The organism is Oligosphaera ethanolica, from assembly GCF_030814695.1.
Classification (GTDB): Bacteria; Verrucomicrobiota; Lentisphaeria; order Oligosphaerales; family Oligosphaeraceae; genus Oligosphaera; species Oligosphaera ethanolica.
Window position 1 is genome coordinate 4,059,587 of the sequence record NZ_JAUSVL010000001.1, and the last position, 19,387, is coordinate 4,078,973.

General features: G+C 61.6%; 11 protein-coding genes, 1 tRNA gene and 1 riboswitch. Of the genes, 3 read left to right on the forward strand and 9 right to left on the reverse strand.

Features of this window, described 5'->3' with window-relative positions:
* Window positions 1-75 precede the first annotated feature (75 nt).
* The 4 genes from J3R75_RS14140 to J3R75_RS14155 form a co-directional block, all read right to left on the reverse strand.
* Window positions 76-645: a DUF4126 domain-containing protein gene (locus J3R75_RS14140; protein ID WP_307262713.1), complete on the reverse strand. Its 570-nt coding sequence runs from the start codon at window positions 643-645 to the stop codon at window positions 76-78.
* Window positions 646-896: 251 nt separating this feature from the next.
* Complete coding sequence (locus J3R75_RS14145; protein WP_307262715.1) at window positions 897-4,067, reverse strand: sugar-binding protein; 3,171 nt, start codon at window positions 4,065-4,067, stop codon at window positions 897-899.
* 239 nt (window positions 4,068-4,306) lie between these two features.
* A complete protein-coding gene (locus J3R75_RS14150) occupies window positions 4,307-4,696 on the reverse strand; it encodes a hypothetical protein (protein WP_307262717.1) in 390 nt (129 codons plus the stop codon).
* Window positions 4,697-5,173: 477 nt separating this feature from the next.
* On the reverse strand, window positions 5,174-5,380 hold the full coding sequence (locus J3R75_RS14155; RefSeq protein ID WP_307262719.1) for a hypothetical protein: 207 nt from the start codon (window positions 5,378-5,380) through the stop codon (window positions 5,174-5,176).
* Window positions 5,381-5,871: 491 nt separating this feature from the next.
* On the opposite strand from J3R75_RS14155, the gene J3R75_RS14160 reads away from it, so the two are divergent.
* Both J3R75_RS14160 and J3R75_RS14165 read left to right on the forward strand, forming a co-directional pair.
* Window positions 5,872-6,423 (forward strand): hypothetical protein, encoded by a 552-nt coding sequence (locus J3R75_RS14160; protein ID WP_307262722.1) that lies wholly within the window; start codon window positions 5,872-5,874, stop codon window positions 6,421-6,423.
* Between the two features lie 148 nt (window positions 6,424-6,571).
* Entirely contained in the window at window positions 6,572-10,621 is a 4,050-nt protein-coding gene (locus J3R75_RS14165; protein ID WP_307262724.1) for an alpha-amylase family glycosyl hydrolase, read from the forward strand.
* 90 nt (window positions 10,622-10,711) lie between these two features.
* Here the strand turns inward: J3R75_RS14165 and J3R75_RS14170 are convergent.
* The 5 genes from J3R75_RS14170 to J3R75_RS14190 all read right to left on the reverse strand — a co-directional run bounded on the left by J3R75_RS14170 (window position 10,712) and on the right by J3R75_RS14190 (window position 15,703).
* A tRNA-Ser gene (locus J3R75_RS14170) sits at window positions 10,712-10,799 on the reverse strand.
* A 58-nt stretch (window positions 10,800-10,857) separates the two neighbouring features.
* Entirely contained in the window at window positions 10,858-11,976 is a 1,119-nt protein-coding gene (locus J3R75_RS14175) for a M14 family metallopeptidase (protein WP_307262727.1), read from the reverse strand.
* Between the two features lie 193 nt (window positions 11,977-12,169).
* The gene (locus J3R75_RS14180) at window positions 12,170-12,991 is read right to left on the reverse strand and encodes a sugar phosphate isomerase/epimerase family protein (RefSeq protein ID WP_307262730.1); all 822 of its coding nucleotides are present in this window, start codon (window positions 12,989-12,991) and stop codon (window positions 12,170-12,172) included.
* 378 nt (window positions 12,992-13,369) lie between these two features.
* The gene (locus J3R75_RS14185; RefSeq protein ID WP_307262733.1) at window positions 13,370-14,662 is read right to left on the reverse strand and encodes a DegT/DnrJ/EryC1/StrS family aminotransferase; all 1,293 of its coding nucleotides are present in this window, start codon (window positions 14,660-14,662) and stop codon (window positions 13,370-13,372) included.
* 165 nt (window positions 14,663-14,827) lie between these two features.
* Window positions 14,828-15,703 (reverse strand): sugar phosphate isomerase/epimerase family protein, encoded by an 876-nt coding sequence (locus J3R75_RS14190; RefSeq protein WP_307262735.1) that lies wholly within the window; start codon window positions 15,701-15,703, stop codon window positions 14,828-14,830.
* A gap of 1,097 nt (window positions 15,704-16,800) precedes the next feature.
* Window positions 16,801-16,988, forward strand: a riboswitch (cobalamin riboswitch).
* 193 nt (window positions 16,989-17,181) lie between these two features.
* On the opposite strand from J3R75_RS14190, the gene J3R75_RS14195 reads away from it, so the two are divergent.
* Window positions 17,182-19,152, forward strand: a complete 1,971-nt coding sequence (locus J3R75_RS14195) for a TonB-dependent receptor plug domain-containing protein (protein WP_307262737.1) — start codon at window positions 17,182-17,184, stop codon at window positions 19,150-19,152.
* Window positions 19,153-19,387 lie beyond the last annotated feature (235 nt).

Consider the following 19,387-nt stretch of genomic DNA (forward strand, 5'->3'; position numbering starts at 1 on the left):
TAAGGGGACATGGGCTTTTTGTCAAGACGGGCGGTGTGGAAAGGTGGTGTCTGGTGTGTGTTGGGTTAGTGGCAGTCAGCAGGTTGGTTGTGGTTGTGTTTTTCTGAAGAGAGTAATGCGGAGGAGTTTGTAGCAGATAAGGGCGACGGCGAGGATGCAGAAGATGGGCATGACGATAGCGAGGATGGCGATAAGGAAAGCGCCGAAGTCTTCGCCGCTGGCGACGATGAAGTTGCCGAGGCCGCCGGTGGCGAGGGTTGAGGTGGCGCGGGCGGCGACGGTGCCGGCCTGGACGACGGTGGAGACGCCGCCGCCGGTGATAGCGGCGATGGACCACTGGAGGACGGGCGGTAGGCCACCGAGTTGTGATGCGGTGACGACGGTGCCGGCGACGATGGCGGCGGGGGTAGCGATGGTGTCGAGCAACTCATCGACCCAGGGGATGTAATAGGCGGCGATTTCGAGGATGGTGGCGGCGCTGAGGGCGATGAGTGCCGGCCATGATCCCAGCCAGGCAAAATTGGCTGCGAGTTCCAGGTGTCCGGTCATATTGGCGATGCTCATGATGAGCAGCGGCACGAAGACCCGGAAGCCGCAGGCGGCGCTGAGGCTGATGCCGACAATGAGGCCCAGGATGATGTCCATGTTATGCAGATTCCGTAGAGTGATAAGGTTGTTGTTGGCGGTGTGTGTTCATCACGGCGTTGTGCTTGACTTCCGGGCCTCTGCTCGGGTGGCCGATGATTGCTCCGACTTCGCCCACGGCGTAGGGGCTGACGTGGCCCGCGGCGTGGCTGATGTTTTGGCGGGTGTTATGGGTGAAGGTAATGCGGCGGCCATGCCACAGTTGGGTCTGCCACGTGCTTGGCAAGGCCGCCGCAGTTGATACCTCAATGCTACTCAACGAAGCGCATGATACCAAAACTCAAGCGATTGCGAAAGTGGTTGCCCCAGGAATTCCAGGTCTGCTGGAAGGGGGCGAGTTCCGGGCCATCGGCGTCGTTGACGGCCAGTTCAAAGCCGACGCAGCGTGCGGCGAGCGGGCCGGTCAGGTCCAGGGATGTTCGGGGGATAAGCAGTTCGACATCGTAGCCATCGTCGTGCTGCGAGATATGGCAGCGGACGGCGTCGGTATTGAGCCCGGGTAGTCCCGCTGGCGTGAAGGTCAGCTGTTTGGCTGGTTCTTCGTGTGGGAGGACAAAGATGCGTCCGACCTTGTCGTGGTAGCGTTCGGCTTCGGCGAGACTGCCTTCAAGGAGGTCGGGACGGGTATCGAAGAAGAGTTCCAGGCCGTCTTGTTCCCACGACTTGCGGTTATTGGGTGGGCCGGAGGGCGCGCTGTCTTTGACCTGGATGCGCAGGCGCAGGGTTTGGTCGTCGTAGCCGGCTTGGAAGGTCGTGGCGAGGTCGCGTTTGAGATTCCAGCCCTTGCCGCGTTTATGGCAGGCGACGGCCTCGCCCATGCCGGGTCGGGCATCATAGACGAAGGGGAGGCGGCGGGTGGCCTGCTTGGTCAGTACCTGGTCGCCGACGGTGATTTCGGCCAGCAATAGATTGTCGCCGTGTTCCGCCGTATAGACCATGGGCACTTGCAGTACCTGGAGAGCGAAGGGGGCGATGCTGAAGGAGGTGGATGGTCCGAAGGGGCCTTTGTCGGCGCGGACGCGTACTTGGCCGGTGACGGTGGCGTTCTGGCAGTTGCGCAGTTCCAGGCAGGCCGTGGTCGTCGTGGCGGTGGCCATGAGCTGTCGCAGATCGGCGGCGATGGGGTTTTCGCTGCCCAGTTGCACGCCGTTCAGCCATTGCTTGAATTCCGCCATGGTGATTTTTTCGCCCTTGGCGTTGTTGCTGGCGACGAGGTAATAGGGCTCACCGGATAGCGGGGCGATGCGGTCGGGCGGCGTCAGGACATTGCCGAACATATCGCAGAGCGCGACGCCGTCGGCGGCAGGCAGCTGCACGTGCAGATCGGTGTAGGTGCCGTAGGTCCAGAAAGCGGCGAGGGGGCCGTCGGCGCCTTCATAGACGTAGCAGATAGTATCCAGGGGCCAGCGCAGTTTGGCGTGGGGGCGGGCGCTTTCGAAATGCCGTGCCAGGGCATTGTTGATGACATATGCGGGGGCCGGCAGACTCTCAATCGCGTGTCGGGTTACGCCCGCGAAGCTCTTTTCTAGCAGCAGGGTCGTGAAGATGGGGCTATAGCCCGGGAGGCAGGACGACTGCCGCACGCCTTCGCCGAGATCGATCAGAAAGCGATTCGGAATATCGTCGATATTCGGGTTGTCGCTTTTGCCATCGGTGAGGTAGTACAGCTCGGTGTTCCACAGCGGATTATCACGGCCGTGCTCGCGAATCAGCGCGCGGTAGGTGTCGATCATCTGGTCGGCGGGATTTTTTGATGACAGTTGCCGTGAATCGTAGGGATGGAAGGACACGATATCGGCGAGGTCCAAGCCGCCCTGCTCAAAGCAGGGCTTGAGATAGTCGGCGCTTTTGCCGGCGCCGGCCAAGTCGCCGGTGGAGCAGAAGCCGATGACTTTGCAGGTCGGGTCGGCCCGGCGCAGCTCCTCGCTGGCGGATTTGAGGAAGCGCATGTAGTCCGTGGGTGAGATGTAGAGATTCGGCTCGTTGAAGATTTCGTAGTGGCTGATGCGGCCGCGGTAGCGTTCGGCGACTGTGCGCACATAGCGTCGCCAGAGCGGGTCGGGGCCGAGCAGCAGATCGCCTGCGAATGCGTTGCTCTGGTGGTTGTTGTCAAGGAAGACCGGTTTTCTCTCGCCGATTTCTTCCAGCATTTTGAAACCCATTCGATGGGGTTGGGATGAGGGGCGGTGGATTCCGTGGAGAACCGGTAGCGGGTGAATGCCGTATTTCAGATAGAGGTCGGTGATGCGGTCGGCCCAGGTGAAATCGAAGCGGCCTTCTTCGGGTTCATTGATGTGCCAGCCGAAGGCCTTGGCACAGATGTCGTGGTCGCGAATGATGCGGCAGCCCATTTTTGCCAGCAGTTTGACGTACTCTTCGCGGACATCGCCGCCGAGAGTTTGCCAGCCATAACGGACTCGCGCGTCGCTGCCGATGCCGCCTGCCAGGTTGATGCCCACGCAGAAATCCTGGTCGAGATCGATGGGGCGGCTTTGGTAATGGCCGATGACGGCAAAATAGCCTTCGTGGCAGTTGGCGCTGGCTGGGCCGGAAAGGCGAGGCTGCACCCGATAGGAGCCATAGCGGGCGATGGCAACGGGGCAGCTCACCCGTAGTGGCTCGCCGGGCGTGATGGTCACGGGGCGGGTCGGCGCGGCGACCTCTTTTTTGCTGTAGTCGTCAACGACAGCGAGCGTCAGCGTGCCTGAATAGGGCTCGGCTGTGTAGTTGATCAGGTCGCACTGCAGGTCGACCTCGACCGTGTCGCCTGTTTTCTCAATGAGCTTTGGCGCGGAGACGGCCATATCGATGGCGTGGCCGTGGGCAAACGGCGTCGCTTCTTTGCCGGGGTTGAGCTGAATATCGTCCACCCAGAGATCGGCGGCGGGGCAATTGGTCATATTTTTTAGTGCCAGCCAGACTGAGAGGTGGGCGATGTTGTTGTTACGGCCGGCGGGTGCCGTGAAGGTGAAGCTGTAGCGCGTCCATTCCGTTCCGACGGTGAAGTTGCCGTGGGCGCCGGCCCAGGTGGCGGTGCAGAGCCAGATATGGACGGGGTGAGCGTCCACCGTGCTTTTCATCCACGCGGAGAACGTGTAGTCGGCGCCGGGTTCCCAGGGGAATTCCCGGCCGTAGAACATGGTTTCTTCGACGAAGCCGTTGGGGATGCGCATGGACTGCTTGCCGCTGGCCGCCGTCGTGGCGTCAATGACGGGCCGGTCGTAGCGCAACTCGGGATTCGTGTCGGGCCGGAGGAATTTCATGCAGCCGAAGCCCGCATCGCCGAGCTCAAAACTGGCATTGAAAATGAGATTGGCGACGGCTGGCGGTGGCGCTTGGTCGGCGGCGTTTTGCGCGATGGCTGGCCAGGAGACACTCACGGCGAGCAACAGCAAGAGCGAGCGCAGACGTTGGGAGATCATGGCACATCCTTTCTCGGCGACTGAAGCAGCTGACGATTTCTTCCGCAAGGACTTACCCGGAAGCGCTTTACTATGCTTCATTGCAGCTCCATATGCAATAGTGTCATCACCCTCATTTCCGGGCGGAACCTGCCGAGACGGTGGCGTTTCAAGAGTCTCTGGAGTTCCAGGTATCCCCAATCAGTCCGAGGCGTCAGGCAACCGATCCCCGAAGTCCAAGCGGTCACCCAATCAGTCCCCTAAGTCCAATGCGTCATTCCCCACGGTTCCGGGTGTCCCCACGGTTCCGGCCATGGGGCGTGAGACGTGAGACGTGAGTCTTCGCACCAGCAGCAGCGCGTCGCCGCCATGGAGTCCCAGCTGGTCTTGGCGTCCCCTGGGAATGGCTGGCATCGATGGCTCCTATGAAACCCGCCGCCGCAAAGGTCGGCGGAAATCAAGGTCCAATGGCCGGGCGGCGGCGGGCCGTGGGTTTCCTGCAAATTGTCCCCGGTATTTTCCCCACCGGGGTGGTTACTCCTATGAAACATGCTGCCGCAAAGGTCGGCGGAAATCAAGATCGAATGGCTGGGCGGCGGCGGGCCGTGGGTTTCCTGCAAATTGTCCCAGCGAAGCGCCGGGGTGTACACTCCTATGAAACATGCTGCCGCAAAGGTCGGCGGAAATCAAGATCGAATGGCTGGGCGGCGGCGGGCCGTGGGTTTCCTGCAAATTGTCCCAGCGAAGCGCCGGGGTGTACACTTACCGATTGCAATTGGATGCGATCGGTCAGCCATGGCAGTTGGAGGCCGACAGACCGCCGACGCGGTGAGACGGGACGTGTCAAGCCAATGTGGCGCCCTCCGGGCGCAATTCGAAGTTGTTGCCACACCCCTGGTTGCGGCGCCCTCCGGGCGCCTCACCAGGGGTTATGCATGGTCCGGCCCTCCGGGCCGAACTTGGCCGGTCAGACGGGGGGCTTTGTCCGATTCGGGCCGAAAACCGCCATCATTCAATGGCTATGTTTTTGCGCCGTAGGCGCTTAACCATGCTTAACCCCAGGCTTTAGCCTGGGGACGCAGCCTGCCAATAGACTGTGCCTCGTAGAGGCACCACAGTTTTGGTTGTCAATCACTCCTATGAAACACGCTGCCGCAAAGGTCGGCGGAAATCAAGGTCCAATGGCCGGGCGGCGGCGGGCCGTGGGTTTCCTGCAAATTGTCCCCGGTATTTTCCCCACCGGGGTGGTTACTCCTATGAAACACGCTGCCGCAAAGGTCGGCGGAAATCAAGGTCCAATGGCCGGGCGGCGGCGGGCCGTGGGTTTCCTGCAAATTGTCCCCGGTATTTTCCCCACCGGGGTGGTTACTGACCGATTACCCGCGCTCTGTAATCGGTCACCCATTGAGAATTGAGCCATAGAGCTTCTGGCTGAGTCAAACGCGCCCGTTTCCCTGGCCGCGAAGCGGCAGAAGCGCTGAAAGCGCGAAACATACCAGCCCAGGGCAAGCACGCTGAAAGCGTGCGCCGCCCTGGGTACAACGGCGACCATGTTCGTGTTCCTCGGCCCCTTTTGCCCCAGTCGGCGAAGCTGACTGGGGCAAAAGGGGCAATGGAACTCACTTGCTTACCTGGGATTGACATCGGCGGCATGTCAGGCCGCCATTCTCAATGGGTGACCGGTTACCGCGCTCTTGCGGGTTTTGGCTTAGGCGGCTTGATAGTTATCGGCGTCTGTATATGTTTGCGCTGTCATTTTGGGCGGCGATGCGCAGGCACGAGGGATTGCGTGCAGAACTCTTGAGGAAAGGACGGGGAGTGGATCATGAGCATAAGGACCTTAACCATCATTGCCTTAAGGCTGCTGGCCGTGGTCGTTTTTGTCCAGCTTTGGGGAATGCTGCCCATGGGGTTTGTGCTTATCCAGTCGGAGCGCGCCCCGGATGGCGCATTTTCCTTGTTGTTAGGGTCGGGCATATACTTGGTTTTGACCGCTCTTTTCTTTCTCGTGGTGATCTGGTGGCTGTTGTGTCGGACGGCGGTTCTTGCGGACTTTTTGCTGAAGGATGTAGCGGAAGAGTGTATGAAAGTCGTACCAGGCCACGACATGCTTGCGGGGCTAGTGTGCCAGTGTTTTGGACTCTACGCGCTGTTGCGCTGGCTGCCGGCCTTGGTTCATGGCGTGCTGTGGTTGGTGCTGCAGCGGTGGCGGTATGGCGGAGATGGGTTTGTGGTTTATCAACAGCAGTTGCTCGGCCAGGTTGGTCCTGGCGTTGGCGTGTTGCTGGGGGGCGTGCTGCTCTTCAAGGGGCCGGCGCTGGCGCGGTGGTTGGCTATGCGCACAAGGTCGGTTGGTTCTGCTGACGACCCTAAGTAACGTTGAGTCATTGGTGCCTTGGGTGGCTAGTGGGGCCGTTTTTGGGGGGTGTATGCAGGAATGAAGAGCGCTGGCTGACGCGCGGTTGGCCGGGGCGGTGGTCGTGCAAGCGACAATGGGTTAAGGCTGTGAAAGGCAGTGGACGCGTATGAAGACTTTCGTGTTGATGTTGGCCTTGTGTCCCTTGCTGGTTTTTGCGCAGGTTGAGTTTGGCGATAGCCGCCTGGCGATCACGATTGACGAGGGCAGCGGTGCGTGGACGGGGCTGAGCCGCGATGGTCGCACAGTGTTGTCGGGGCTGCAGTCGCATCCCTTTGACATCCTCGGTGAAGACCGGCGCTGGGCGAGTGAAGGTGGCGGGGCGTTGTTGCAGCTGGAGAGCGTCACGCCATTGAGCACGGGCACCTTGCGCGTGGTCTGTCGCTTGGGCTCCTGGCGTATTCGGACGGACTACCAGCTCCTGCCGGCGACCGGGCAGTTGCGGCGGCATTTTGAGATCACCTGGCTGGGTGAGAACGACAGCAAGATCCGCGAATTTCGCCAGTGTTCGCCATTGCTGGCCATGGCGCCCGAGGCGCATTATACTCTCCCGAGCATCTTCCCGCCTTTCGGCGAGCGGCGGGCGAAGGACTTCGGCGCCGGTTTGCAGCCGTCGACCGGCAGCGACCCCTACGCCTTATTGGCGCAGCTTGACCCTGCGTGCAGCGTGGTCTGGCTGAGTGATCGCTCGCGGCCGGATGCCGATGCGTGTTCGGTTCTTGGGCGGGAGCAGCCCGGCGCGCTGTTGGTGCGGCAAAGTGCGCGCATAGCCGGTCATGTCCGGCCCGATGTTGCTCAGAGCGTGGGCGACTTTTGGCTGTGGCTGCAGGACAACGACGCCGAGATCGCGTTGCGTCGCCTGCACGAGTGGTACGAGCAATGCGGGCAGGTGATACCGCCCGATCGGCCGGCGTGGGTGCCGCGAGTGACCCTCTATTCATTTCATCCCGGCATCAATGTGGGCAATGCCGCGCGCGGTTGGGGTGGCTTCAAGCCCAGCACGGCGCAGATTTCGCGCCTGGCCGAATTGGGCTGCAATACTCTGTGGCTGTTGCCCGTTGAAGATTACAGCACCTATCATCCGCGGGACTACTACAAGCTGCAGGACGGTATCGGCAGCGCCGATGAGTACCGTGAGCTGGTCCAAACGGCGCACGAGTTGGACCTGCATGTCTGGCAGGACATTGTTCCCCACGGTGGCCATAACGACTATCCCCGTGCTATCGAGCATCCCGAATGGCTCCTCCAAGAAGAAGACGGCTCCACCCTCGACTACTGGTGTTTTGATTTCTATTGGCCGACCTGGATCGACTACATGCGCGGCGTCGCCGATCACTACGTGCGCACGTTCGGCATTGACGGCTACCGCATTGACGCCTGCAGTGGCAGCAACATCATGAACTGGAATCCAGCCATACCCTACGCCCGCGCCAGTTTGTCGCAGAGTCAGGGCGGTCTGGCGATGCAGCGGGCGATCCGTGGGGCCGTGCGGGCGTTGCAGCCCGAGGGGAGCGTCTTGGCGGAGGTGGGCAGCACGATTCACGGCACGGTCAGCGACGCGGTCTATGATTTTGCCATGTGCTACGGGGTCCTGCCCGCCAGCAAGGTCCAGCCGGCCGGCGACTTTGTGCGCAATCTGCGCCGCTGGCTTCACGAGCAGCAGCAGAGCGAAGTGAAGGACCTGGTGCGCCTGCGCCATATCGAAAGCCATGACAGTCTGCGCGCCGAGTGGCAATACGGGCCCGAGCCCATGCGCGCCGCCATGGCCATGAGCGCATGGATATACGGCATTCCCATGGTGTTCTACGAGATGGAAGATGGCCACAGCCCCATCTTCCGCAGGATATTCCATTTGCGCAACAGCATTGCGGAACTCCACGACGGCACGGCGGATTACCTCCAGCCGGCCACACCCGACGGCGTTTTTGCCTGCCTGCGTCGGCATGACGGCAAAATCGCCATACCGCTGATCAATTTCAACGCTAGGGACACGCAAATCGCACTGCAGCTGCCGACGGCGCTTTGGCCGGACGCTACGGTCGGCCGGGTGCAGGCATGGGACCTGTGGCAGGACCAGCCGGTGGCCATCTGCAGGGACGGCGATGAGCTCTGCGCCGAGCTGGTACTGGCGCCCTACGCATTCACCGTCCTGCGCCTGAGCGCCAGCGGCGACGCCCCGTCGGCGCCGGCGTTGGCGCCGATGCTGGCGGATACTACGCCGCGCGATGCCCAGGCTGTCTTGCCAGTGGAGCTGTTTGTGATTGGCGAGGATGGCAGTCGCCATGCGTTGCCAACGGCGCTGGCTGGTCCCGGCGGCGCCTTGCCGGACGTCGCCCAGTATGGCATTGAGCTGCAAAGCCAGGCGTTGGCTGATGGCGGCCGCGAGTTCCGGATCACGCCGGCGGCGGCATCGCGCGAGCATAGCGGGCTGCTGTTGCGGGTGCCCTTGGCTGGCGCGCCTGCAGCCTGGCGGGTGCAGGCGGCAGGCGGAGCCTGGGAGGACCGTTTCCGCACGCGGCATCCGCTGGCCAATGCCTTCAAAGGCAATGTGTATCACTTGCCGCAGGGCGGCAATGTCCTCTGGCATTCGCTCATACATCCCTTTGGGCTGAGCGCCGATCAGGCGCTGCTGTCTTTCCAGAGCCCGGCGGGCAGCGTGGCCTTGCGTTTTGCCGCCGATGCGTTGCCCGGCGCGGTGTATCTGCTTGACCGACTCGGCGAAGACCACAATCCCCATGTCTTCATCATGTGGGCGGCGCCGGATAGCCCGCAGCGTCCGCGCCAGGACAGCTATCGCTTCACCCTCGGCGCGGCAACGCCGGTAGCGGAGTCCGTATCGGCGCGCAGTGTGGCCACGGGGGATCCGCGGTTGCGAGTGATGCCCGGTGGCTGGGAGTTTGACAATGGGCGGTTGCGTTTGCGCCTTAGCCGCGCCGGCACGATCAGCGCTCTGTCGCGCCGCCTGGAAAATGGCGATTGGGAGCCGGTGATCAGCAACACGCGTTATTATACCGATGCTGGCTATGGCGAGGCAGGCAAGACCTACGAGGCGCATCACGACGTGGAGGCCTTCGCCCGCTTCAGCCACAATGCCGCGGGCGACCTCATACTCAGTTTCAACAGCCAACCGCGAGGCACCTACCGCTTTGACATTCTGGCCCATCCGCTGGACTATGTGCTCGAATACACTTTGGGCAATGGCAGCGGTTTCGGTTTTTCTTGCGCTCAGCGGCACCTGCGGCCGCCGCAGGGCGAGCGGGTCTTCTCGGCCTTTATGATGATCGCGCCGGAAGCCACGGGCGTGCGTTTGTATCGCGAACAGGCACTGCTGGCCAGCGGCCTGGCCGGCAAAAGCCGCGAGGTCGAATGCAAATTGACCGGTGTGTTCCCGGACGCCATTCATCTGTTGCGCGACGATGGCCAGCCGCAACTGCGCCTGGAAAACATCATCTGGCAAGGCCCCAAGCCCGACAATTTGTTCCTTCATGGGCGCTGTCTTTTCCTGGCCTGGCAGGACGGCCTGCCGAGCAACGAGCTGCAGGGGCAATGGCGCGCGGTCAGCAGCTGGGTGGATGTGAGCCAAGATGCCAGCGCGGCGGTTGCCGCCGGCGCGGTAGCCGTGCTCAATCTGCCGCCGTCGGCGCCGGCTGGCGAGGGCGCTGTGGCGTTGCTGGCTGATCCGTCCTTCGAGTCTTTGCCGCAGCCGTGGCTGTTTCAGCTCGTGCAGATCATCAGCCAGCACAGTCCCTGGGCAGTCCCGGCTGGTGCCGGGCTCTGTGGCGACGTGGTGCGGCATGGTCAGGCTTCCGCCAAAATCGTCGGCGCTGCCGGTAGTTTCCGCAATTTGGTCCAGCCGCTTCCCGATGGCGCCATGAAGCCCGGCGAGACGTGGCGTTTGTCGGTGTGGGCCAAGGGCGAGGGCATTGCCGCCGGCACCGAGGGCTGGATGAAGCCGCTACTGCGCTTCATGCACTACAAGCATCCGGAGAAGCGCCGTTATACCACGGCGTATCTGCCCATGGGCAGTTTCGATTGGACACCGGTGACGCTGGATTTCGTCGTCCCGGAAAATCTCGGCCCGACCCAGATCGGCGTCGGCCTCGACGGCGCCGTCGGCACGCTGTGGCTTGACGATATGCGCCTGGAACGCCGGCAATGATGCGTGCGGAGCGGGCAGACAAAGCGCCCTTAGTCTATAAATATAAAAACGCGCTGTGTAACATGTTGTTATACAGCGCGTTGTGTTTAATGGCGGAGAGGGAGGGATTCGAACCCTCGGTACCTTTCGGTACGGCGGTTTTCAAGACCGCTGCCATAGACCACTCAGCCACCTCTCCGGCTGAAAATGCGAGTGCATAATGTGATCCGTGAACGGCGGAAAGCAAGCGTGTGGGGCTATGAAAGCCATAGCTCGCGGAGGGCTTTGGCGATGCTCTCGCCGAAGCTGCGGATGACGGGAATGGTTATGACTGCGTCGCGAATTTGTGCGTAGGGCGTTTCGATGGTGCCGGTGAGGAGGATGCCGGGGAGAGTACTGAGCCAGCGGGTGGACTGGAGGCCATTGTCGTAGACGTTGCCGCCCTTGTCCCAGCTGCCGTGGTCGCTTTCGAGGAAGGCGCCGGGGCCGGCGTGGCAGTGTTCGAGGATTTGGACGAAGCGGCGCTGTGTGTCGAGGTTCTGTTTGTCGCCGACTTTGACCATGTAAGCGCGTTTTTCGCCGATGCTTGGGCAGTGGAGGTCGAGGGCGATAGTGGAGCTGTGACCGATCCATGCAGGCAGGAGTTTTTTGATGGCGAAGACTTCGGGGTAGAGCCCGGCGTCGTAATCGCGGTTATGGTCGTGTGGCTGGCGGTCTTTGCCCTGGTCGCCTTCTTCGACGCCGTCTTTGTCGACAAAGGGCACGGCGAGGATTTCGACGTGTTCCTGGAACCAGAGTCCGGTGGGGGTATCGGCGAGGGCGGCGCGGATGATGGCTTCGAGGAGCCAGGTGCCGATGGCTTCGCAGGCGTGATGGCGTGCACTCAGGTAGAGCCTGTAGTTTGCGAGGCCGTCGGTGCGGCCGGTGTGGAGGAGTTCGACGGGGCGGCCATGGCGGCTGTGGCAGAGGGTGTCGCAGCGCAGTTGGGGAAATTCGTGGCGGAATTGATCGAGGTTGCTCTGCTGGTAGGGGATGGTGATGGCGAAGCGGATGTCGTCGGCGCCGCCTGGGACCATGACGCTGAAGCCGTTCGGTTGCTCTATGGGGAAGAGTGCGTCGGTGCCAGTCCAGTGCCAAGTGGTCCCGCAGTCGGTGCTGACGGCGATGCCCATGGTGGGGAAGGTGATGCGCTCGGTGAAATGGAAGGAGAGCTTGCGGCCATTGGCGTTGAGCACCCGGAAGGCCCAGTGGAACCACCAGGGGCTCGTGCCGCGCAGTTCCTGGTGGATGTAGACGTCGTTGCCGTCAATGCGGTCGACAGCGATGTTCGCGCCGGGAAAATCGGCGACGACGGAGAAGGGCTGGGCAGTGCTCATAACGCGGTCTCCTGGAGGGTGATAAAATGTGGGAGCTGTCTCGAAACAGGCACAATATAGCACGGGTGGAAAGCGGGGACGCAACGTGGCCGAAAACGAACGCGCCTCTGTGGATGCCCCGGGGGCATGGACAGAGGCGTGGTTGGATTTGGGGGATGGACGATTTGGCCGGTGGCCTCTGCCGTGGGGGCGCTTAGGCCTCGGCGATGATATGGCGCAGGTAGCCGACGGCCCGGCGCATGGCTTCGTCGCCGGAGTAGTCATTGCCTTCGTATTCGATGTTGATGTATTTGCTGTAGCCGGCTTTTTTCATGGCGGCGACCGTCGCCTTCTGGTCGATATTGCCTTCGCCGATGAGCGCGGCCTGGTAGTAGCGGCCGTCGCGCATGGGGCGCCAGCCTTCGGCGGCGTCGGGGCGGATTTTCCAGTCCTTGAAGTGCGCGTGGGCGACGTAGGGCGCGACCTTGGTGAAGGACGCGGCGACGTCTTCGCCGGAGGCGGCATTGCCGTTATCGAAAGTGAGCATGAGACTGGGTACTTCGGCGCGGGCGGCGAGGAAGTCGTCGGCCGTGACAAAGGGCGAGTACAGCCCCGGGAAGTTTTCGACGGTGAGGATGACTTTCGCCTGGGTGGCATAGTCGGCGATTTTTTGCAGGCCCTTGATGTAGTTGTCGCGGCAGCGTTTGGCGTCGCGACAATCGGCGGGTGGCGCGGGTGGCAGCATGACGACGGGCGCGCCGAGCTCGACGGCGGTGTCGATGCCGGCCCTGGCCTTGTCCACGCCCGGTTGGCGTTCCAAGTCGCTGTCTTTGGCAAATTCATGGGCGAAAAAAGTGTAGGCGACGATGGGGAGGTCGTGGTCGGCGGCCATGGTGCGGATTTCGCGGGCGGGGTGGTCGTAGAGCGTGACCATATCGACGCCGTCAAGCCGGAGGTCTTTGGCCATGGCAAACATGCCCGGGAGAGTGAAACCCGGCCGGCGGGCGAGGGTGTAGGACATCATGGACAGTTTCATGCGGTGGCCTTTCAAGCAGTGGGGTGGCTGAGGGGCGCGAAGGGGAAGGGACGACAGGGACGGTGCTGCTGATGGGTGGCGCAGACGGCGACCGACCTTGGTGCCGATGGGTGTTGGTTTTGCGGGAATTTGGTGAGTGTGGCGCCCTCCGGGCCGAATCTGGTTTCTTGTTATCGCGGACGGATCGGACGGATCGGACGGATCGGACGGATCGGACGGATCGGACGGATCGGATTGATGATCGGTCTGATCGGTCTGATTGGTCTGATCTTCTTTGTTGTTATCGCGGACGGATCGGACGGATCGGACGGATCGGACGGATCGTCGATTTGATCGGTCTGATTGGTCTGATTGGTCTGATTGGTCTGCTGGTTGTCTTCAGGAGATTTTAGCGGGGTCGATTTTCTCGAGTTGGGTGAAGACCTTCTTGATGGCCTCGGCGACCTTTCGTGCCATGGTGGTGTCGTTGGGTGCGCGGAGGATCTGGACGATGGCGATGTGCGAGTAGCAGTATTTGACGGCGTTGGGGAAATTGGCGGGGGCGTAGTCGACGCCGTCGTCGGCGCCGGGGACAGCCCATGGATAGCCGTGGCCGTAGGCATTTTTGGCTCTGAAGATGGTCATTTCGGGCAGGATGCAGCGTTGCCAGACGCCGCAGATGACGCCTTCGGCCTGGAGGGCCTTGCAGACGGCGTTGCGGAACTGGCTCTTTTCGGCGTTGGTTTTGGCGCCCATGCCGATGGCGTCGAAGTCGATGCGGAGATTGTAGTTGTACCAGTTGTGGGTGCAGTTGGCAGGCTCGTAGGGCAGTTTGAGGCCCTTGAGCTTGGCTTTGAGCAGCTCTTCGTGGAGGGCGTGGGCATTGTCGATAAGCTGCTGGTAGTAGCCGGGGAATTTGCGCAGTTGGGCGAGGGCGTAGGCAGCGGTGATTTCGTTGTTGGCGAATTTATGGGCAAAGGCGTAGGCGGGGAATTCGGGTGCGGCCTTGGTCGGCTGCATGTCGCTGAAGCCGGTGAGGGTCATGCCGCGGTCGAAGATTTCGCGGTCGTTGGTGACGAAGATGCCGGCCTCGCCGGAGGTCATGCATTTATTTTGGTTGAAGGAGAATGCGGCGCAGTCGCCGAGGGTGCCGGCTTTTTTGCCTTTGTAGAGGGCGTTGTGGGCCTGGCAGGCGTCTTCGATGATCTTGAGCTGGTGCTTTTTGGCGATGGCCCAGATGGGGTCCATATCGCAGCAAAGACCATGGAGGTGGACGACGAGGATGGCCTTGGTGCGCGGCGTGATGGCTGCTTCGATCTTGGCCGGGTCCATGAGGAAAGTTTCGGGGTCGATATCGACGAAGACGGGCACGGCCATGTTGTGGAGGATGCAGCTGGCGCTGGATGGCCAGGTGTAGGAGGTGACGATGACTTGGTCACCCGCGCCGATGCCGCAGCCGGCGATGCACATGTGTAGGGCTGCGCCGCCGCAGTTGCAGAAGTAGGCGTAGGCGGTCTCAGAGAAGGCCTTGAACTCTTTTTCGAGCAGGGCGGTGTAGGTGCTGCGCGCCTGGGATTTTTCGTGTAGGGCGGCCAGGACGAGCTCTTCGTCGGTTTTGTCAATGGGCGGCCAATTCTTGATTTCACTGGCGTTGATGGCGGGTTTGCCGCCGTAAATGGCGAGATCCTGCATGGTGGGGCCTCCTGAAAGATGACACATGGTACAATGAAAAAGCTGGTGAACAAGACGGCATGTTGCCGCGCCTGGTGACTACTATACAAAAAAAGGCGCAGGGAGAGATAGTCGCCGGCGGGAGAACGTTGCCCTTATTGGGAAATTGTTGCGGGCAAAAGGTGCTTACTGCTGCCAGGTCTTGGCGATATAGTGCAGGGCGTGGCGAGCTTCATCAAGCTTCGCCGAATTGATTTCGGCGGAGAGCCAGCCATCGTAGCCGTCCTGTTTGAGTAGCGCGAGACATTCGTCGACTTTTGCGTCGCCCATGCCGAGGTAGCAGCCGCGGTAGCCGGTGCCATCGGGCGCGGCGAAGGATGCTTTTTCGTTGGCCGGCACGGCCGCCATGTCCTTGATGTGCACGTGGCAGATGCGTGCCTGCATGCTCTGATAGATCGCGGTGGGGACGTCGCCGCCGAGGAGGAAATTGCCGTTGTCGAAGGTGAAGCCGACGTCTGGTCCGGCGATGTCGAGGACTTCGCGGCAGTGGCGGGCACTGGCGGTGAAGAGCGGGTAGACGCCGAAGTCTTCGATGCAGATGGTCACGCCTGAGCCACGGGCGCCGCTGGCGATGCGGGCGAGGGTTTTGCCATAGAGCTGCCGGCCTTCTTCGTTGCTCATATCTTTTGCCGGCCTGGAGCCGTGGATCATCATGCGGGAGCAGTTGAGGACATCGCGGGCGAAGGCGACTTGTTCCAGGCAGGTCGCCACGGCTTGATCGCGGTCGGCTGGGCTTTCGCCGACGAGATTGACACCGACGTCGTAGCAGGCGCAGGCCATGCCGGCGTCTTTGGCGGCCTGGTGCAGAAGCTGCCAGTTCTGGGGGTCTTTGCTGATCCACGACCACATGGGCTCGATGCCGGTGGCGCCGGCGTTTTTTAGCTCACTGATGAGTGCCGCCGGGGCGATCTGGCCCTGCGACAGGGCGCCGTGGAAGGGGAACAGCATGATGGACAGCTTCATGGACAGCTCCTGGGTAATGGTGGTGATGATGGTAAGCAAGGAAACGACGGGGGCCGTGGCTACTTTAGCGTTGGGGGAGGTGAAAGCAACGCTTGGGGCTGATTAGGCCGAGGAACACGAACACAGTCGCCGTGATACCCCCAGCGCGGCGCTCCGCCTGCGGCGTCGCTTGCCCTGGGCTGGACTGTTTCGCGCTTTCAGCGCTTCTGCCGCTTCGCGGCCGGAACATGGACGCGGGAGGGGACAGGTCGGGAACGTCAGCGTGGGGCTGTTCGGGTGTCGTGCGAGAAGCTAACCTCTCGTGACGGTGCGGGCGGGACGCCCGCACCACGGCTGGGAGACGGGCGCGCGGGACCACGGCCGGAAGACGGGCGCGCCTGGGGTAACCGGATGCGTACCTGTTGGTATCAAAGGCTGACCGATGCGGCAGCGGAGTCATAGCGGGCCCAGAGTAGCAGCGGCTTCCAGCCGCTGTGCGCACGGCTCGTGCGGCGGGGGAGACGGGTCGGGTACGGTCGGCGTGGATGACGAGGACGGTTTAATGAGCCGTCTTGTCGGAGTGGGCGAGACGCCCACTCCACGGCCGCGAGACGTAATCGGCAAGTAACCGCCCCAGTGGGGAAAACACCGGGGACAATTTGCAGAAAACCCACGGGCAACCGCCGCCCAGCCATTCGACCTTGATTTCCGCCGACCTTTGCGGCAGCGTGTTTCATAGGAGCCATTGATATTGGATGCACGACATGCCTCTGTCTGGCGCGTTGGGACGCGACGTGCCTCGCCAATGTGGCGCCCTCCAGGCGCAATTCTAACGTGCTATCATACCCCGGGTTGCGGCGCCCCCCGGGCGCCTCACCCGGGGCTATGCATGGTGCGGCCCTTTGGGCCGAACTTGGCCGATCTGACGACGTGCTTTGTCCGATCCGGGGCCGAAAACCACCATCATTCAATTTCCATGTTTTTGCGCCGTAGGCGCTTAACCATGCTTAACCCCAGGCTTTAGCCTGGGGACGCAGCCTACCAACAGGCAGTGCCTCGTAGAGGCACCACAGTTTTGGTTATCAATCACTGACCGATTGACGTGCTGCATGTGGAAAAGTGTTGGCAGCGGGTTGTTTTTTGGTGAAGTGGCGTGACATTACTGCCCCTAGGTCTGAGCTTCGCGTGTGAAGCGCAGGGGAATCCAGTGTGAATCTGGAGCTGTCGCGCAACTGTATGCGGGAACGAAAGTCGCTGAAGCCACTGACGGCTGTGCCGTCGGGAAGGCAAGACGAGTAGGTTTGAACCCGCGAGTCAGGATACCCTGTGACATAAGTGTACATTCTCGCGTAAGGGATGTGCCGCACTGCTTTCTGCTGTGAGTTCACGGCAACGAAGGGTGTTTCCTGCTTGTTTACGCAGGAGACGCCCTTTTTTTGTTGCTGCGGAAACAGCGGCTCAGAGATGGCAGGGGCTGGCTGCGGGCCGGGCGATGCGCCTGGCGCGGTTGGCCGTCAGAAGGATGGAGTGTTGTGGCGATGAGCGGAAAGAAACGTGCAATGCGGGTGTTGGGTGCGGCGGTGCTGCTAGCTGGTTTTGCCGGGCTGGCGCAGGAAGCGACCGACGCGGCGGCGGTGCCGGTGGCCGGCGCGGAGCAGGAGCTGGCGCCGGTGGTGGTGACGGCGACGCGGACGGAAACGCCGGTGACGCGTCTGGGGCAGTCCGTGGAGTTGATCGGCGCCGAGCAGATCCGTGCGAGCCGTCTGCCCTATGTGACGGACGTTTTGCAGGAAGTACCGGGGCTGGACATCAAGAGCAGCGGCACCCGGGACAGCTCGACGACGAATCTGCGCATTCGCGGCATGGAAGGCTATCACAGCAAAATACTGATTGATGGCGTTCCCTACATTGACTGTGCCGGCACGCAGGCGCAGGGCATGCTGGGCAATATCGCCCTGAATCAGATTGATCATATTGAGGTGGTGAAGGGGGCCACGAGCCTGCAGGGGTCCATGGCGATGGGCGGCGTGGTGAACATTGTCACGCGGCGCGCGGAAGATGACGGACTGCATGGCAGCGTTGGCGTGGAAGGCGGCAGTCACGGTCGCATCAACAGCAATGCCAGCCTCTACGGCAAGAACGGCGTGGTGGATTATTTGTTTGGCCTGGGGCGCGAGCGTGAGCGGGGCATTTCCAACATGGACGCCAAGCGGGGCACAGTCAACGCGGATGATGACCCCTACCGGGCACAGAATTACAATGGCCGCATTGGCATCCAGCTCGATGAAAATTGGCGTGCGGAGGTCGGCGGCCTATTCCAGGACATTGACGAAGAGTACGACAACTCATGGACGCCGGCGCGGGGCGACGCGACGTGGATACGTCGGACGATGGGGCACGCGCGCCTGGCTGGCAGCGAGCTCTTTGACGGCAAGCTTGACACGCAGTTGCGTTATTCGTGGACGCGGGCGGATCGCTACAGCTATAGTGCGCCGCAGGACAACACCTACCGCTACACGGGCGACGCCCGCGAGCTGAACTGGCAGGGCACCCTGCATATCAACGAGCGCAATGACTTGACCGCCGGTGTGAACTATTCCACGGAGCATGCCCGTAATTACGAATTTTATGCTTTCGACATGAACACCTTCCAGATGGCGCCAGTGACGGGTAGTGGCAAGACCCTCGACCGGCATCATCGGACGACCGCGTATTATCTGTCCTACCAGACCGAGCCCGTCGACAACCTGTTCATCAATCTCAACACGCAGTTTCTGGAGCATTCGGCGTTCGGTGACGAATGGACGGCCGACGGCGCGGTGCGCTACCTGATTGAGCCAACAGGCACGACGCTCAAAACGAGCATGGGCAAAGGCTATCGTTCTCCCAGCGTGTACGAACTTTACGGCGCTCTGCCCGGCATGCAGCTGAGCAATCCCGATCTGGAGCCCGAGACCAGCCGCACCTGGGACCTGGGCATTGAGCAGGACCTGCTGGATAAGGCGGTGACGGTCGGCACGACCTATTTCGAAAACCGCGTCGATGATTTCATTGACTATATTTACGATCCGAATACTTGGCTTGGTCAGTATCAGCAGATTGACGGTACGCGGCGCATTCGCGGCTTCGAGAGTTTTGTGGCCTGGCGGCCGCTGGACGTACTCAGCCTGCGCTTGACGCACACCTACCAGCGGGTGCGGACGGAAAAAGGCGGCAAGGCCCTCTATACGCCAAAGCAGAAGCTCAGCGCTGACGCGACGTGGCGACCGCTGGCGGACGGGCCCATTGGGGTCAATCTCGGTGGCGTCTATGTCGGGTCGCGCTGGGCCAGCGAAACGATGAAGTTGGACGACTACGTACTCATGCACGCGACGCTGAGCTACGATTTCAGCAGCGCTTTGAGCGCTTACGTGCGGGTGGATAATCTACTCAACGAGAACTACACTGTCACTCCCGATTACAAGACTTACGGCCGCTGCTACTACGTGGGCGTAAACTACAGCTTCTGAATAATCACCGGATGGCAAGCCAGTCGGTGTGGAGTTCCATTGCCTCTTTGGTCCCAGTCAGCTTCGCCGACTGGGACCAAAGAGGCCGAGGTACACGAACATAGAGGGCGTTATACCCAGGGCGGCGCGCGCTTTCAGCGCGGCTTGCCCTGGGCTATCTTGTTTCGCCCCGTTGGGGCTTCTGCCGCTTTGCGGCGATGCATTACCACTGGGGGTGATGTATCCAGTGGAATTG

Coding starts and splice junctions, on each gene's coding strand:
- J3R75_RS14145 (WP_307262715.1), bottom strand. CDS start 4,067: ATGATCTCCCAACGTCTGCGCTCGCTCTTGCTGTTGCTCGCCGTGAGT.
- J3R75_RS14185 (WP_307262733.1), bottom strand. CDS start 14,662: ATGCAGGATCTCGCCATTTACGGCGGCAAACCCGCCATCAACGCCAGT.
- J3R75_RS14165 (WP_307262724.1), top strand. CDS start 6,572: ATGAAGACTTTCGTGTTGATGTTGGCCTTGTGTCCCTTGCTGGTTTTT.
- J3R75_RS14175 (WP_307262727.1), bottom strand. CDS start 11,976: ATGAGCACTGCCCAGCCCTTCTCCGTCGTCGCCGATTTTCCCGGCGCG.
- J3R75_RS14180 (WP_307262730.1), bottom strand. CDS start 12,991: ATGAAACTGTCCATGATGTCCTACACCCTCGCCCGCCGGCCGGGTTTC.
- J3R75_RS14160 (WP_307262722.1), top strand. CDS start 5,872: ATGAGCATAAGGACCTTAACCATCATTGCCTTAAGGCTGCTGGCCGTG.
- J3R75_RS14140 (WP_307262713.1), bottom strand. CDS start 645: ATGGACATCATCCTGGGCCTCATTGTCGGCATCAGCCTCAGCGCCGCC.
- J3R75_RS14195 (WP_307262737.1), top strand. CDS start 17,182: ATGAGCGGAAAGAAACGTGCAATGCGGGTGTTGGGTGCGGCGGTGCTG.